Annotated in this window: 13 protein-coding genes; 10 read left to right on the top strand and 3 right to left on the bottom strand. The window is 44.4% G+C overall.

The genetic code is table 11. The features are described 5' to 3' along the window. The first annotated feature begins 113 nt into the window (after nt 1–113). Complete coding sequence (locus ACN6MV_RS29700) at nt 114–2426, top strand: helicase C-terminal domain-containing protein (protein WP_419885395.1); 2313 nt, start codon at nt 114–116, stop codon at nt 2424–2426. 53 nt (nt 2427–2479) lie between these two features. Beyond that, on the top strand, nt 2480–3448 hold the full coding sequence (locus ACN6MV_RS29695; RefSeq protein ID WP_042131437.1) for a Gfo/Idh/MocA family protein: 969 nt from the start codon (nt 2480–2482) through the stop codon (nt 3446–3448). Nucleotides 3449–3524: 76 nt separating this feature from the next. Here the strand turns inward: ACN6MV_RS29695 and ACN6MV_RS29690 are convergent, their stop codons facing one another. Both ACN6MV_RS29690 and ACN6MV_RS29685 read right to left on the bottom strand, forming a co-directional pair. Further along, complete coding sequence (locus ACN6MV_RS29690) at nt 3525–4208, bottom strand: CidB/LrgB family autolysis modulator (RefSeq protein WP_042131436.1); 684 nt, start codon at nt 4206–4208, stop codon at nt 3525–3527. After that, complete coding sequence (locus tag ACN6MV_RS29685) at nt 4202–4576, bottom strand: CidA/LrgA family protein (protein WP_042131435.1); 375 nt, start codon at nt 4574–4576, stop codon at nt 4202–4204. The genes ACN6MV_RS29690 and ACN6MV_RS29685 overlap by 7 nt, the downstream gene beginning before the upstream one ends. A gap of 112 nt (nt 4577–4688) precedes the next feature. Here ACN6MV_RS29685 and cidR point away from each other — a divergent pair, with 112 nt between their 5' ends. From cidR to ACN6MV_RS29645, 8 genes are all read left to right on the top strand, one after another. Then, a complete protein-coding gene (cidR, locus tag ACN6MV_RS29680) occupies nt 4689–5594 on the top strand; it encodes a cidABC operon transcriptional activator CidR (protein ID WP_042131434.1) in 906 nt (301 codons plus the stop codon). A 139-nt stretch (nt 5595–5733) separates the two neighbouring features. Further along, nucleotides 5734–6003, top strand: a complete 270-nt coding sequence (locus ACN6MV_RS29675) for an aspartyl-phosphate phosphatase Spo0E family protein (RefSeq protein ID WP_042131433.1) — start codon at nt 5734–5736, stop codon at nt 6001–6003. 166 nt (nt 6004–6169) lie between these two features. After that, complete coding sequence (locus ACN6MV_RS29670; RefSeq protein WP_076120238.1) at nt 6170–7570, top strand: DNA-binding protein; 1401 nt, start codon at nt 6170–6172, stop codon at nt 7568–7570. After that, nucleotides 7524–7646, top strand: a complete 123-nt coding sequence (locus ACN6MV_RS29665) for a hypothetical protein (RefSeq protein ID WP_269321974.1) — start codon at nt 7524–7526, stop codon at nt 7644–7646. Before ACN6MV_RS29670 ends, ACN6MV_RS29665 begins: the two co-directional genes overlap by 47 nt. Nucleotides 7647–7924: 278 nt before the next feature. Continuing rightward, nucleotides 7925–8371 (top strand): MarR family winged helix-turn-helix transcriptional regulator, encoded by a 447-nt coding sequence (locus tag ACN6MV_RS29660; RefSeq protein ID WP_042132546.1) that lies wholly within the window; start codon nt 7925–7927, stop codon nt 8369–8371. Beyond that, nucleotides 8364–10124 (top strand): ABC transporter ATP-binding protein, encoded by a 1761-nt coding sequence (locus ACN6MV_RS29655; protein WP_076120239.1) that lies wholly within the window; start codon nt 8364–8366, stop codon nt 10122–10124. Before ACN6MV_RS29660 ends, ACN6MV_RS29655 begins: the two co-directional genes overlap by 8 nt. Beyond that, on the top strand, nt 10121–12010 hold the full coding sequence (locus ACN6MV_RS29650) for an ABC transporter ATP-binding protein (RefSeq protein ID WP_419885394.1): 1890 nt from the start codon (nt 10121–10123) through the stop codon (nt 12008–12010). Before ACN6MV_RS29655 ends, ACN6MV_RS29650 begins: the two co-directional genes overlap by 4 nt. Nucleotides 12011–12222: 212 nt before the next feature. Then, entirely contained in the window at nt 12223–14451 is a 2229-nt protein-coding gene (locus ACN6MV_RS29645; protein ID WP_042131429.1) for an MMPL family transporter, read from the top strand. 117 nt (nt 14452–14568) lie between these two features. On the opposite strand, the gene ACN6MV_RS29640 is transcribed toward ACN6MV_RS29645, so the two are convergent. Further along, entirely contained in the window at nt 14569–14886 is a 318-nt protein-coding gene (locus ACN6MV_RS29640) for an antibiotic biosynthesis monooxygenase (protein ID WP_419885393.1), read from the bottom strand. Nucleotides 14887–14963 lie beyond the last annotated feature (77 nt).

The following is a 14963-nucleotide window of genomic DNA, read 5'->3' as shown; positions in this document are numbered from 1 at the left end:
ATGGGTGAAAGATCATGTTTATGCTATCACATGGAGTTTTATAACGATTAAAGGACCAAAATAGACATTGGCAATAAAAAGAATATATAGCTAATCAAGGGAGGTGAGGATTGATGGATCATACAGTCACTCTATCCGTTAGAACTCTCGTTGAGTATGTCTTCCGCAGCGGTAGCATTGAGTCTGGATTTCATGGCACTGCCTCTATGGTTGAAGGCACACGAATTCATCAGAAGATTCAAAAGCAATATAAAGAAGGCGACCGCAAGGAGGTCTATCTGAGAACAGAAATCCCTTATGGTAGCTTACTCTATATAGTAGATGGGCGCTGTGATGGTTTGCTTATTTCGGAGGATGGGAGCCTTACGGTAGAAGAAATCAAATCAACCTCCGGACTGCTGGATATGCTGGACGAAGGACATGAGGTACATTGGGCGCAGGCACTGATGTACGCATATATGGTGTCGCTGGAGCAGGAGCATTCCTCTATACAGGTAAAGCTTACCTATGTCCACCGGGCAACGGATGAGCAAAAAAGCTTGTACCGAACGTTGTCTTTAGAAGAACTGACCTCATTCGCTAATGACACTGTGGCCAGATATGCTCCATATGCCGAGATGATGGTTCGTCATGATACAAAAAAGGAGCAGAGCCTTCGTGAGTTGAGTTTTCCGTTTCCTTCCTATCGAAAGGGTCAACGGCATTTTGCCGGAGCGGTGTACAAATCCATTGTGGAAAAGGTCAGTCTGTTCGCTCAGGCGCCCACTGGTATCGGAAAAACTATGTCGACCTTATTCCCTGTCCTAAAAGCAATGGGCGAAGGACAAGCTAAAGGATTGTTCTATTTAACGGCTAAGACGGTTACCCGTTTTGCCGCGCAGGAAGCAATCTCGCTACTGCTGAAGCAGGGACTTCAGCTGCATGTCATCACACTTACCGCTAAGGAGAAGGCCTGTTTCCGAGAGGAAGGGATTTGCGGCAACGATTCCTGTCCGTATACGGATGGCTATTATGATCGGATTAACGATGCGGTAATGGATTTGCTAGAGCATGAGACATTGATGAGCAAAGACACCATAGCAATGTATGCTCACAAACATAAAGTGTGCCCGTTTGAGTTCTCGTTGGATGCAGCCTATGCCTGCGATGCGGTGATCTGTGATTACAATTATATATATGATCCTCGGATCAGCCTGAAACGGCTAACGGAGGAAAGAAAGAGAGAAACGGTGCTTCTAGTAGATGAAGCACATAATCTGGTAGACCGAGGAAGGGAGATGTTCTCCGCCTCTTTGCTGAAGGCGCCTTTTCTAGAGCTCCAGCGTCAGTACAAGGGTGTTAACGGAAATTTGAGTGCTGCAGCTAAATCGGTGAATGCCTTTTTCATCTCCCTTCGTAAAATATGTAATGATGAGGGGCAGGGACAATGGGCTGCGTTCCCGGAGGAGTTACCCGCTTTGCTTGAGACGTTCTCCTTGGAAGCGGAACAGGAGCTTATACATCCAAGCACCAGCATTGTTCCTCTGAATGGGGAAGCAGAAGGTGAGAATGTTCTCCTGGATACGTATTTTTCAGTGCAAGGGATGCTTCGCACCTTTAAAACTTACGATGAACGATACATAACCTATGCTGAGGTACGGCGCGGTGATGTGTATATCAAGTTATTCAATTTGGACCCTTCGCATTTGCTCCGGCAAATGTCCAAGAGCTTTCGAAGTCAGATTCTGTTCTCTGCTACGCTCTCTCCATTATCGTATTATCGGGATATGATTGGTGCAGTGGAGGAAGATTATAGTTTAACCGTCTCATCTCCTTTTCAGAAGGAGCAGTGGGAGGTGACTGTGCTGCCCGTCTCGACACGTTATCATGACCGGGAAGCGTCCCTCCTTCCGTTGACTCGGGCGTTGAACCAAATGGTTTCTAAGAAGGGCAATTATCTGGTGTTTTTTCCATCGTACCTTTATTTGCAAAATGTATATCAAGCCTTTACGGAGAATTACCCTGAAATACGGACTTTGATACAGGACACGGGCATGAGTGAGCAGGCTAGAGAAAGTTTTTTAGTTTCATTTCGTCCAGATAATGACGAGACACTGTTAGGATTTGCTGTACTAGGAGGGATTTTTTCAGAAGGTGTGGATCTGCCGGGAGACCGACTTAACGGGGTAATGGTTGTCGGTGTGGGTCTGCCACAGCTAGGTCTTGAGCGTAATCTCCTGCGTCAGTATTTTAATGGCAAAGGTAAGAATGGCTTTGATTATGCCTATGTCTACCCAGGAATGTGCAAGGTATTGCAAGCCGGAGGCAGGTTGATTCGCAGCGAGACGGACACAGGCATTATTGTGCTTGCAGATGATCGCTTTTTGCAAAGTCCTTATATGCATTTGCTTCCCGAAGAATGGAGAGATTATCTTATCCGCTCATAAGAGGGTATAATCTATGAAAAGGTATTCATAATCAATCGGCAGGAGGAAAAAGAATGACGTTAAAAGTGGGTATTGTGGGTACGGGCTGGTTCTCTAAGGTACATGCTGATTTGCTTGCAGAAATGGATGATGTCCGTTTGCAGGCGGTCTGCGGAAGCAGTAAGGCTAAAGGCGAAGATATGGCACGTCCATACGATGCTGCTGGATATGGTGATATTACGGAGATGCTGGATGCGGAGAAGCTCGATGCTGTTTATATTTGTGTGCCTCCACAATCTCATGGTGCGATCGAACGATCATTAATCAAGAGGGATATTCCCTTTTTTATAGAAAAACCGCTTAGTATGACTACTGAAATTCCCGCAAGCCTACTTCAGGATATCAAAGAACATAATTTGTTAACCTCGGTAGGCTATCATTTTCGCTATCAGGAGAACATTAAACGTCTGAAAGAAACTTTGCGTGGTGACAAGGTCGGTATGATTATGGGGCAATGGATGGGCGGCATGCCAGGTGTAGCTTGGTGGCGTGATCAGAAGCAATCCGGAGGACAATTCACAGAGCAGACTACACATATCGTCGATTTGGTGCGCTATCTAGCCGGAGAGGTAAAGGAAGTCTACGGCATGTTCGGAAACCGGATTATGCATGAGCAGCATGAAGGTGTGAGCGTGGCAGATGTAGGCACCGTATCCTTGAAGCTTGAAAATGGAATTATTGCTAATATTTCAAATACATGCGTTTTACCTGATGAGGTGGGAAGTGTAGGTCTTAGCTTCTATAATGATCGGGGACTTTTGGACTGGAACCCGGATCGTCTCTTGGAAGTGCGAAGCGGCAATAGTACCGAATTTGAGAATACAGGAAACCCATATTTAGTAGAAAGTGAAGCCTTCATACATGCTGTACGGACGGGCGATCGCTCGCGCATTTTATGCGACTATGAGGATGGATACAAAACCCTCAAAGTCACCTGTGCAGCCTACGATTCAGCGCAAAGCGGATTGCCTGTTAAGTTCTAAGGTTCAATTCATAGAAAAAGGACATGCTACTTTAGATGTACTAAAGAGACATGCCCTTGGCCCAAGCTGGGTTAGCCTAGTGGAGGAATATCGCGAGCAAAGCTGGCGCCACGCCGATAGATAACAGCGCAGACAGAATCATCGCAATACTGGAGATGGTTCCGGTCAGTGAACTAAGCTCGAAGGCTTTGGATGTTCCTGTACCATGTGCAGCGGTTCCCAGCGATACACCGCGCGCAATTTCATTCTCAATGCGGAAGATACGAAGTACAGTAGGGCCCATCATTGTGCCAAGTATCCCGGTAATAATGACGAAGACTGCCGTAATACTTGGTACACCGCCGATACTTTGCGAGATGCTCATAGCGATCGGTGTAGTTACCGAACGTGGTACCAGACTAGCTGCCAGATCGCCGCTAACATGCAGCCATTTGGCGAGCAGAATGGAAGAAATCACCGCAACTATCGTCCCTGATAGCACGCCTGCCGCAATTTCGGCGGCGTGCTTTTTGAGTACCTTGAAGTTCTTATGCAAAGGGATGGCAAAGGCCATGGTTGCCGGTTGCAGCAAATCCGTCAGCCATTTTCCTCCCGCATTGTAAGAGTCATAAGTAATACCGGTTATGAGCAGGATGACGATCATAATCACGGGTGTGATGATTAATGGAGAGGTATAGACTTTACCAGTAGAAGCATAGATACGTTTCGCGAGTAAATATACCGCGACCGTGAGACCAAAGAACAGCAGAGCGTTTAACATGATCCTTTCCGCTCCTTCGCTTTATAAATTCTACTGGTAAGTAATCCGGAACTGGCCATTACAACAAAAGTGCCCAAGACGACAACGGCAAGAATGCGTAATCCATCGGTTTCCAGAATATTAGCGTATTTCATTACACCTATAGCCGATGGAATGAAGAACAGTAGGAGCTCGGCGAGTAACCAAGAAGCGCCAACTTCTACCCAATTCAGACGAATAACACCGAACTCAAGCAGGAGAAACAATATAATCATTCCGAGTATGCTTCCGGGAATAGGGATATGCAATAATGGGGTCACAGCATTGATAAGTAAAGAGAATAATGTAAGTCCCGCTACCTGCAGCAAGCCTATAACAATCTTTTTCATAAGGCTTCGCTCCTTTCATGATAATGAAAGTTTACATCAATTGTTTTCATAGGTAAAATGAATAGATCGAATAAGTGACATTCCTTTTGTCTATGGATTAGGAGGCGAAATAATGGATATCCGGCAATTAGAATATTTCGTTCAAGCAGCAAGAATGAGAAGTTTCACCAGAGCTGCTGAATCACTATATATAACACAGCCTACGATCAGTAAAATGATCCGGAATATGGAGACCGAACTAGAGGCAGACTTGTTTTACCGAGAAGGAAAAAGTATAAGACTTACAGACGCGGGGGAAATTCTGTTCACCAAAGCGCAAAATATCGTGGAGTCTTTCGCTAGCTTATCTTCCGAACTGGATAACTTACGAAATCTGGAGCAGGGTCACATTCGCATAGGCTTACCTCCAATGGTAGGGGCGAGCTTTTTTCCATCGGTGATTGGTCAATTTCATAAACGTTATCCACAGGTTACGATTCGTCTCCATGAAGATGGGGCCAAAAAAGTGGAGGAAGATGTAGAAACGGGACTGCTGGACATTGGAATGGTCGTGTTGCCTGTGGATACAGCCAAACTTCATTGTTTCACCTTTGTTGAAGAGAAGCTGAATCTTATTTTGCCTATGGGACATCGGCTGGCCGAGGCGGAGCTTGTTCCGCTAAGTGAGCTGGCAGAAGAGGAGTTCGTGCTATTTCGAGAGGATTTCACGCTGCATGATCGGATTATTACGGAATGTGTGAAGGCTGGATTTCAGCCGAAGGTGATATATGAGAGTTCACAATGGGACTTAATCAGCAAGATGGTAGCCGCGGGAATGGGGATCGCATTATTACCGGAAACTATTTGCCGTGACATGGATCGTTCGCGATTGGTAGTCATTCCTTTGACAGATCCGGTAATTCCATGGCAGATTGCTATGGCATGGCGTAGAGACCGTTACTTATCTTTTGCAGCACGTGAATGGATTTCCTTTGCAAAGGGACTACTGAGAGAACAGTACCCGAATGAACTTCCCTAAGATTCAATGGATCACTCTGAATAAATAGCGATTTTAATTTTGTAGATACAATGCATTTTTTTCTTTTTTTTTGAAAATATGTTTTTTGGTATCATGGATTATGATAGGTGGAGAAGTTGATAGAGAGAAGGAGAGAGTTGTGACATTATATCAAGGTTCTTCCGAGAATATTTATAGAAGAGACTACAGAGAAGATGAACTGTTTGTGACTATAGAGAGCCTTAGATGTGAATTGCTGGAAGTTGCGGAGCAACGGAGTCTTAGTGACCATGCAGTATTAGAGCTAAGCGAGCGATTGGACAGCTATATTTTGCTGGCACAACATAAGATGATGGAGAATTTGCGTAGTCGCAAGTCAGGCGCAACGCCCTACGGCAGAAGCTCAAAAGCCGCTATTACAATAAGTTAAACTTCGATACATCCATAGAATTACACTATTACGAAGATCCAACCGATAAAGAGGAGAGAAATACGCTCCTCTTTTTGTCGTACAATCTATTGGTTGTACAATCCATAACTTTCACCTATAATGTCAATTAATAGAATCTTTTCAAGTCGAACTTTGGGGGTGCCGAGTGGAGGGAAAGTTAACAACTATACGCTCAGAAATTGAGAAAAATCTGTCCCGCTCCGGCCATAATCTCGCCTCATTCGCAAAAATTTGTGGCCTGAATCGTGGAAGTCTCAGCGCAATCCTGCATGGGAATCCACCGAAGCCTATGTCCCTGGGACAAATAGATGCAATCATTAAAGCCTTTGGTTTTCCGGATGGTTGGTTGTATCCACTGTACGTTGATGAATGCTTCAATGAGGAGAAGGTCTCACGCCGCAGGGTGGAGCCTTTTTTAATACGCTGCGCTGAATTGGGCAAGCAGCAATGCATAGATGAAACATTAAATAGGTTATTGGAATATCCGAAATCGCTGGATATTGTTTATTCAGTGGCTGATAAATTGTTTAATAAAGGAAAAGTGAATGAATCTATATTTTTCTATAAAGTTGTAGCAGAGAATGAGTCCGACAGTTACTCAGAGAGATTGGCGATCAGTCATTTTCGTATATTTAGATCGATGCAATCGATAGTTGATACAGATGAGAAATTACGAGCGGTGATCACCTTTGGACCATTTAGAGGCCGTCTTCCTGAGGATATGCAATTGGATGGTCTGCTTATGCTATCACAATTATGCTACGGTTTGCGTAGATGGGTAGATATGGAGAACTTTGCTGATGAACTGAGAACCCTGGCGAATGCCGTGTATCGTGATCAACTGCGAAAGAGTAAAGGCAGACGAGTTGAAGATCTTCGTACAGAACGTCCGCTCATTGTCTATTATGGTCATGGATATTTGCTTAAAGCGACTGCTCTAACCAAACAAGGTAAATATGAAGCAGCGAAAAAGTATACTGCAGGCTATGCTGATCTGAGCTGGTTTGAAATGATGAATGAGGAAGGCCGTGAAGCTGTAGAGCATTTCCGGTTGTTTGCAACTGCTAATAGCTTTACACTGGAGATGTTAGAGGGGAATGTGTCTGTTTTACCGGAATATACAGCTTTTTTGGCTGATCATCCTGGTGAAATTTTGGTAGGTCTTATTACTATTATGGATGCAGCTAATCGCCATGGGTTCTCTGCAGACAGTGTGCTTTCACGTTTTTCGCGCGAGATGTTGCGATTTGAGGAGTTTCAGGAGCCTAATAATGTGGATCGTGTATATCGGTTAAACTATCAAGTTGCGATGTATCTCATAACCCGAAAAAAGTACAGTACAGGCGTGGATTATATCATTCAGTGTTTGGAATTAGCTATTAAGCAGAACAACGGAAAAGATTTTATTAATTGTGTAACCTTATTTGAGACTAATAGGGATTATGCAACTACTGATCAGCAGACCAGATATAGAAATTTGATAAGGGAGGTGAGACAGCATGAAAAAATCACTATTGATGATGGCAAGTGTGTTAGCATTGTTTAGCTTCATCATTATCGGACCTGTAGGCTCTGGAAGCCAAGGCGGTATTACGACTTACGAGCACGGAGCTAATTGGTAGATTGAAACGATCTATTCAGTATTTTTATAATACAGAGTAATACATATACGAAACTGGACTCCCTTGCCCTTGAGCTTGGGAGTTTTCTTTTTCGTAATAATTGATAGCGTATTCAAAATTTGACAAAGCGTTGCACCGAAAATATAATTAGGTAGCCTAAATAATATAGTGTTTAATAATTAGTCGACCTAACTAAATTAGAGGTGAAGGAAATTGGGATAAACGGAGGAAATACAGAAGATACTGAAAATTCAGTCGCACACAAGCTTTTTGCGGCGATGAAAAGGCTGCATAAAGGCCAATGGCACAAGGGTGTTGAAGGCCATAAGCCGAGTGAGATGACTTTAATGATATGCATTGAAAAATGGAATCATTCTGATGATGAGGGTCTAAAGATATCTGAGATCAGCCGACTTCTCGGATTCACACCTCCAACTATTACGCAGTTGATTAATAGTCTTGAGGCGAAACAAATGGTGGAAAGACACGCAGATCCTTCGGACCGGAGAGTCGTACGCGTGAAATTGACGGAGAGCGGAAAAAAACTCACACGAAGAGCAGAGCAATATAGAGATGCAATGCTTGATGAGCTCGTACAGTACTTAGGTGAAAAAGAGACTAAGCAGCTCACAGAACTGTTGCTGAAAGTACATGCATTCGTTGAGGATAATCCGCCACCTAATTGGGATAGGCTACAAATGAACGGAGATGAGAAGCTTGATTAAATTATTTAAACAACTGAAGCCATTTCGAGTAGCTATTGGTGCTGTATTAATTCTTGTGTTCTTGCAGTCCATGGGCGACTTATACCTCCCTACGCTGATGTCCGACATCGTGGACAAAGGGATTGTTCAAGGGGACCGTACTTATATTTGGAAAATAGGTAGCTTCATGCTTCTAGTTGCAGGGGGCGGAGCGTTATGTTCAGTCATTGCCAGTTACTTATCGGCAAAAGTGGCAGCGGGGTTCGGTAAACTTACCCGTGCTCGTGTGTTTAACCATGTAGAGAATTTTACGCTGCATGAGTTCGATAAGCTCGGTACTGCATCCTTAATAACACGTACAACGAATGATATTACGCAGGTGCAGACTGTACTTACCATGATGCTGCGTATGATGATTGGTGCACCGATGATGATGATTGGTGGTATCATCATGGCGGTTTCTGAAGATGCGAAATTATCCTTGATCTTCGTAGTAGTAATTCCGGTACTGGTAGGCGCAATTTTCTTCATCGGGATGAAGGGATTACCGTTGTTTAAAGCGATACAGGTTAAGCTGGATAAATTAAATCTGGTGCTGCGTGAACATTTGACAGGTATCCGTGTTATCCGTTCATTTAACCGAATTGATCATGAGAATAAGCGCTTCTCCGAGGCTAACCGTGATCTGACAGACACAGCGATCAAAGTAAATAAAATTATGGCCGGTTTAATGCCGCTTATGATGATTATTATGAACTTTTCCATGATCGCAATTCTTTACTTTGGTGGAATCCGGATTGGCGACGGCGATTTACAAGTCGGCTCACTGATGGCATTTATTCAATATGCGATGCAAATTATGTTCTCCCTGATTATGGTATCGATGATGTTCGTGTTGATTCCTCGTGCTTCAGCTTCTGCCTTGCGTATCAATGAAGTGCTGGATATGCGGCCGGAGTTCACAGATCCTTCAGAGAGTGAACTGCAAACAACGGCTCAAGCAACTAAAAAAGACGGCCGTGATCATATGCGTGGTTTTGTTGAATTCGATAATGTCTCCTTTTCTTATCCTGGCGCGGAACAACCTGCACTTTCCAAAATTAGCTTCAGTGCTCGCCCAGGTGAAGTTACTGCGATTATCGGGGGTACTGGTTCAGGTAAATCTACGCTGCTTAGCTTGATTCCAAGGTTCTATGATGTTAACGAAGGTGCTGTACGTGTTAACGGAGTAGATGTGCGTGAGATGACTCAGGAAGAGCTACGTAGCAAAATTGGTTACATCCCTCAAAAAGCGGTATTGTTCTCAGGTACGATTAACGAAAACATTCGCTACGGTAAAGAGGATGCTACCGATGAAGAAATCATTCATGCAGCCAAGGTAGCTCAGGCCTACGATTTCGTGTCAGCAATGAAAGATGGATTTGATTCGGAAATTGCTCAAGGCGGCAGTAATGTCTCTGGTGGTCAGAAACAGCGGCTGTCCATTGCACGTGCGCTTGTGAGAAAACCTCAAGTTTATCTGTTCGACGACAGCTTCTCTGCCCTTGATTTCAAAACAGATGCTAAGCTTCGTGCGGCACTCAAAGATGAAACCACGGAATCCACTGTTCTAATCGTAGCTCAACGGGTTAGTACCGTTATGGATGCCGACCGGATTATTGTTATTGATGAGGGTGAAATCGCCGGAATGGGCACTCACCGTGAACTGCTCGCGAGCAGTGATGTGTACCGCGAGATCGTATCCTCGCAGCTGTCAGAGGAGGAAATAGCATGAGTGAACAAAACAATAGAGCTGCAGCTCCGCGCACCCATAAAGGTCCTGGACCTGGTGGCGGCCCTGGCATGCGGATGCCTGCAGAAAAGGCTAAAGACTTCAAGGGTACACTTCGTCGTCTGATTAAGTATTTAAGACCTCGTATGGTTCAATTGATTATCGTTCTTGTAATGGCAATTGCCAGTACTGTATTCAGTATTTTCAGCCCTAAAGTTATGGGTAAAGCAACAACTAAACTGTTCGAAGGTGCTTACGGCAAATTAATGGGTGTCGAGGGAGCCTCCATTGATTTTGGATACATTAATGATATCCTGATCATACTTGCCGGTCTGTATTTGCTTAGTGCTCTGTTCAGCTATATTCAGCAGTATGTAATGGCTGGTGTAGCTCAGAAGGTCGTCTACGACATGCGTGAGCAGATTAACAGTAAGCTGGAACGGTTGCCTTTGAAATATTTTGATTCCCGTACCCATGGGGAAATTCTAAGCCGTGCTACGAATGATGTGGATAACATCAGTACTACACTGCAACAGAGCTTAACTCAACTGATTACTTCTATTGTCACCATTATCGGTGTCATTATAATGATGCTTACCATCAGCCCATGGCTGACGTTGATTACAATTGTTACATTGCCACTTAGCTTCGTTGTGATTATGGCTATTTCCAAACGTTCGCAGACTTACTTTGTCGGACAGCAGAAATCGCTTGGTCAGTTGAACGGTCATGTAGAAGAAATGTATACAGGTCACCGGATTATCAAAGCATTTGGTCGTGAGCCGCAATCCCTTAAGGATTTCGATGAAATTAATGATAAGCTTTATGATTCAGGCTGGCGTGCCCAATTCATGTCCGGTATGATTATGCCGCTCATGATGTTTATTGGTAACTTGGGTTATGTAATGATTTGTGTAGTCGGCGGTATCTTTGTTACTAAAAAAATGATCGATGTCGGGGACATTCAAGCTTTTATTCAGTATTCCCGTCAGTTCACCCAGCCGATTGCACAAACGGCTAACATTGCGAATATTATTCAATCCACTATTGCTTCCGCAGAACGGGTATTTGAACTTCTGGATGAAGAAGAAGAAGTTAAGGAAGTTAATACTACGCTTGCGAAGCTTGATGAAGGTACTCCGGAAGGTTCCGTTGAGTTCCGTCATGTGAAGTTCGGATATAAAGAAGATGCGATTCTGATTGAGGACATGAATATTGAGGTTAGTCCAGGTCAGACCATAGCGATTGTCGGCCCTACTGGTGCGGGTAAAACCACTTTGATTAACCTGTTGATGCGCTTCTACGAGCTTAATGATGGGGAAATTATCATTGATGGTGTCAATATTACCAATATGAGACGGAGTGACCTGCGAAGCAAATTTGGTATGGTGCTTCAGGATACCTGGCTGTTCAATGGTACGATCCGCGATAACATTGCTTACGGACGTGAAGGTGCCTCAGAAGCTGATGTGGTGCGTGCGGCCAAGGCTGCTCATGCCGATCACTTTATTCGCACACTTCCGCTTGGCTACAATACGGTGTTAAATGAAGAAGCTTCTAACATTTCACAAGGGCAGAAGCAACTGATTACAATTGCTCGTGCGATTCTGGCCGATCCATCGATCCTTATCCTTGATGAAGCAACAAGCAGTGTCGATACACGGACAGAATTATTAATTCAAAAAGCAATGAAGGCATTGATGCAAAACAGAACCAGCTTCGTAATTGCTCACCGTCTTTCGACGATTCGAGATGCCGACCTGATCCTTGTTATGAATCAAGGTAGTGTAATCGAGAAGGGCAACCACGAGGAACTGCTTGCACAAGGCGGATTCTATGCTGATCTTTACAACAGTCAGTTCTCCGAAGGTGATTTGGACGCAGGCTAAATTGAAGTGAAGAAAAAATTATAGCAAACTATAAACCCCTCCTTTCACATTTTGCTGATTATTTATGTGAAGGAGGGGTATTTTATATGTGGTGGGATCTCTTAAGGCAGCGTTCATAATAAAAAAAGGTTTGATTAAAAATTTAAGGATAGGTATGATAGAATCAAAAATGACCCGCGGCTCATTTTTGAGGCTGCACGATAAAAGAGAGGATGAAGGGAATGTCAGGCTACGGTAAATGGGTGGCAGGAAAAAAGACGAAATGGATTACTCTTCTCGTATGGATAGTGCTAGTAGGTGCACTTACCCTATTATGGCCTGCAGTGAATTCTCAAGTTGCTAATAATGCGCCCAATCTCCCAGATGATGCACAATCAATACAGGCAACAGCCATTGCAGAACAAGAATTTCCAAGTGGAAGCGGAGTACCTGCATTGCTCGTATGGCATAGAGAAGGTGGGCTTTCGCAAGACGATTTAGTACATATCACTGCTGTATACAACAAGTTGGAGCAGCAACCGTTACCCCATCAGAACTTTGTTCCCCCACTAGGGAAGCTGCCGCCGCAGGCACTGCAAGCCTCATTATCTGAGGATCTTAGTACACTGGTAACCCCGGTGCTTTTTGATAAAACGGCAGATAGTGATCAGCTCGGTGAAGCTGTGACAGAAATGAAGAAGATCATAAACACAGAGACGGGTGGAGACCCCTCCGCAGCTAAGGTAGATGGAAAAGACCTGAGTTTACGTGTTACGGGTCCAGTGGGCATCTCTATAGATGCTTCAGGCCTGTTTCAGAACGCTGACGTTTCCTTGTTAATTGCTACGGTTATGCTTGTGCTGGTGTTCTTATTAGTGATTTATCGTTCGCCGATCTTGGCGTTTATTCCACTTATTGCAGTTGGATTCGCTTATGGTGTAACTAGTCCGATTCTTGGAAAAATGGCGCAAGAAGGCTGGATCACCGTAGATTCGCAGGCAGTCTCCATCATGACGGTTCTGTTGTTCGGTGCGGGTACGGATTATTGTTTATTCCTGATCTCGCGATTCCGTCAGCTTCTGAAGATAGAGCAAAGCAAAAGTCGTGCCCTACTTCGTTCCATTACCGATGCTTCAGGGGCTATCGCTATGAGTGGCTTCACTGTCGTGCTCGCGCTGTTTGCGTTATTGCTGGCTAAGTATGGAGCTTATCATCGCTTTGCAATACCGTTCAGCGTGTCGATTTTCATTATGGGGATTGCTAGCTTAACGCTTGTACCTGCACTGTTGGCAATCTTCGGGCGGACCTCGTTCTTCCCATTCATTCCGCGTACTCCGCAAATGGAGGTTGAACGGGCCAAGGCTAAAGGCAAACCTGCTCCAGAACCAAAAGTCTCCCATAAAAAAGGGATTGGCGGATTTGTAGTTTCCAGGCCTTGGGCTATCGTAGGCGTGACCGTTATCGGACTAGGGATTCTGGCTTCGTTCTCTAGTGGAATCAAATTCACGTATGATATCCTTTCTTCTTTTCCTAAAAATATGGAGTCCCGCGAAGGGTTTGATCTCATCGGTAAGCAGTTTTCCCCGGGAGAACTAGCTCCTGCTAAGCTGATTATTGATACTAAGGGGCAAGCAAGTGGAGAGGATCTCAAAGTCATTCTCGGAGGGCTCACCTATGTGGACACGGTTTCCGACGCTCAGCAGGGTGCTGTGAACAAGGATATTCTGGGTTTCGATCTCGAATTTAAGAACAATCCTTATTCACTTGAAGCGATGGGGCATATTCCAGCCCTTCTAGCAACGGCAGAGCAAGCGCTGATTGATGTAGGGGTTGAGAATCCTGCGGATCATGTTTGGGTAAGCGGTCAGACAGCAACTCAGTATGATACCAAAAAAATCGGAGATCGTGATACGGATCTGATTATCCCTGTGGTCATTGGGCTGATCACCTTGCTGTTATTGATATATCTGCGTTCCATAGTGGCAACCATTTATCTGGTTGGAACGGTCATTCTCTCCTTCTTCTCTGCACTTGGCTTAGGCTGGATTATTATTCACTATGTGATGGGGGCAGATGCCATTCAGGGAGCGATCCCGCTTTATTCTTTTGTATTCCTGGTGGCACTTGGAGAAGATTACAACATCTTTATGATCTCGAATATTTGGAAAAAGCGTAAAACCATGCCGCTTAAGCAGGCGATCGCAGAAGGTGTAAATGAGACTAGCTCGGTAATTACCTCGGCGGGCCTCATTCTGGCAGGTACTTTTGCTGTATTAGCTAGCTTACCGATTCAGGTGCTTGTGCAATTTGGTATCATTACCGCTCTAGGTATTCTGCTTGATACCTTCGTAGTTCGTCCGTTCCTTGTGCCAGCTATTACGACACTTTTTGGTCGATGGGCATTCTGGCCGGGGAAACATCAAGAGGTGGAGGAAGCTCTCCCTCGTGGTAGTGAGCAATAAGCAACACACTGTAAAAACAAACAGGGATGCCTCAAAGCCATATTGGCTCAGGGCATCCCTGTTTTTATTGTCGTGGCAGTCGAACTTATATTCATTGTACGATTCGGCCTACATCACTTAATTGCTGGTGCCGGGTGTTCGGCTGATCATCAGCTTATATTTGTCGATTGATGCTCCAAGAATGGCTTCATTTCCACCAGCACCACGGTGTGATTGACGGAAGGAGTCGCTGGAGGTCCAGTCTTTAAATGCTTCCTCGTTCTCCCACATGGTGCAGATCTTTAGTTCCTCAACACCTTCTTTGGCACTTCCTTGCCAAACCTCCATGCGTACGAAACCTGGCATATCCTGTACACCGTTATTTCCTCCGAAACGTTGAGCAATGGCTTCACCATGACCTTCTTTAACCTTAATGGTATTTGTTACTACCAGCATATTAGATAAACCTCCGTTCAGCAGTGTGATATACATATATAAACATTAGATTGAATATTTAATTGCACTTTATACAC

This window comes from Paenibacillus sp. B-A-8 (assembly GCF_048572915.1).
Classification (GTDB): domain Bacteria; phylum Bacillota; class Bacilli; order Paenibacillales; family Paenibacillaceae; genus Paenibacillus_AQ.
The sequence above is the reverse complement of the archived record's forward strand: the minus strand, read 5'-3'. Positions and strand labels throughout refer to the sequence as shown.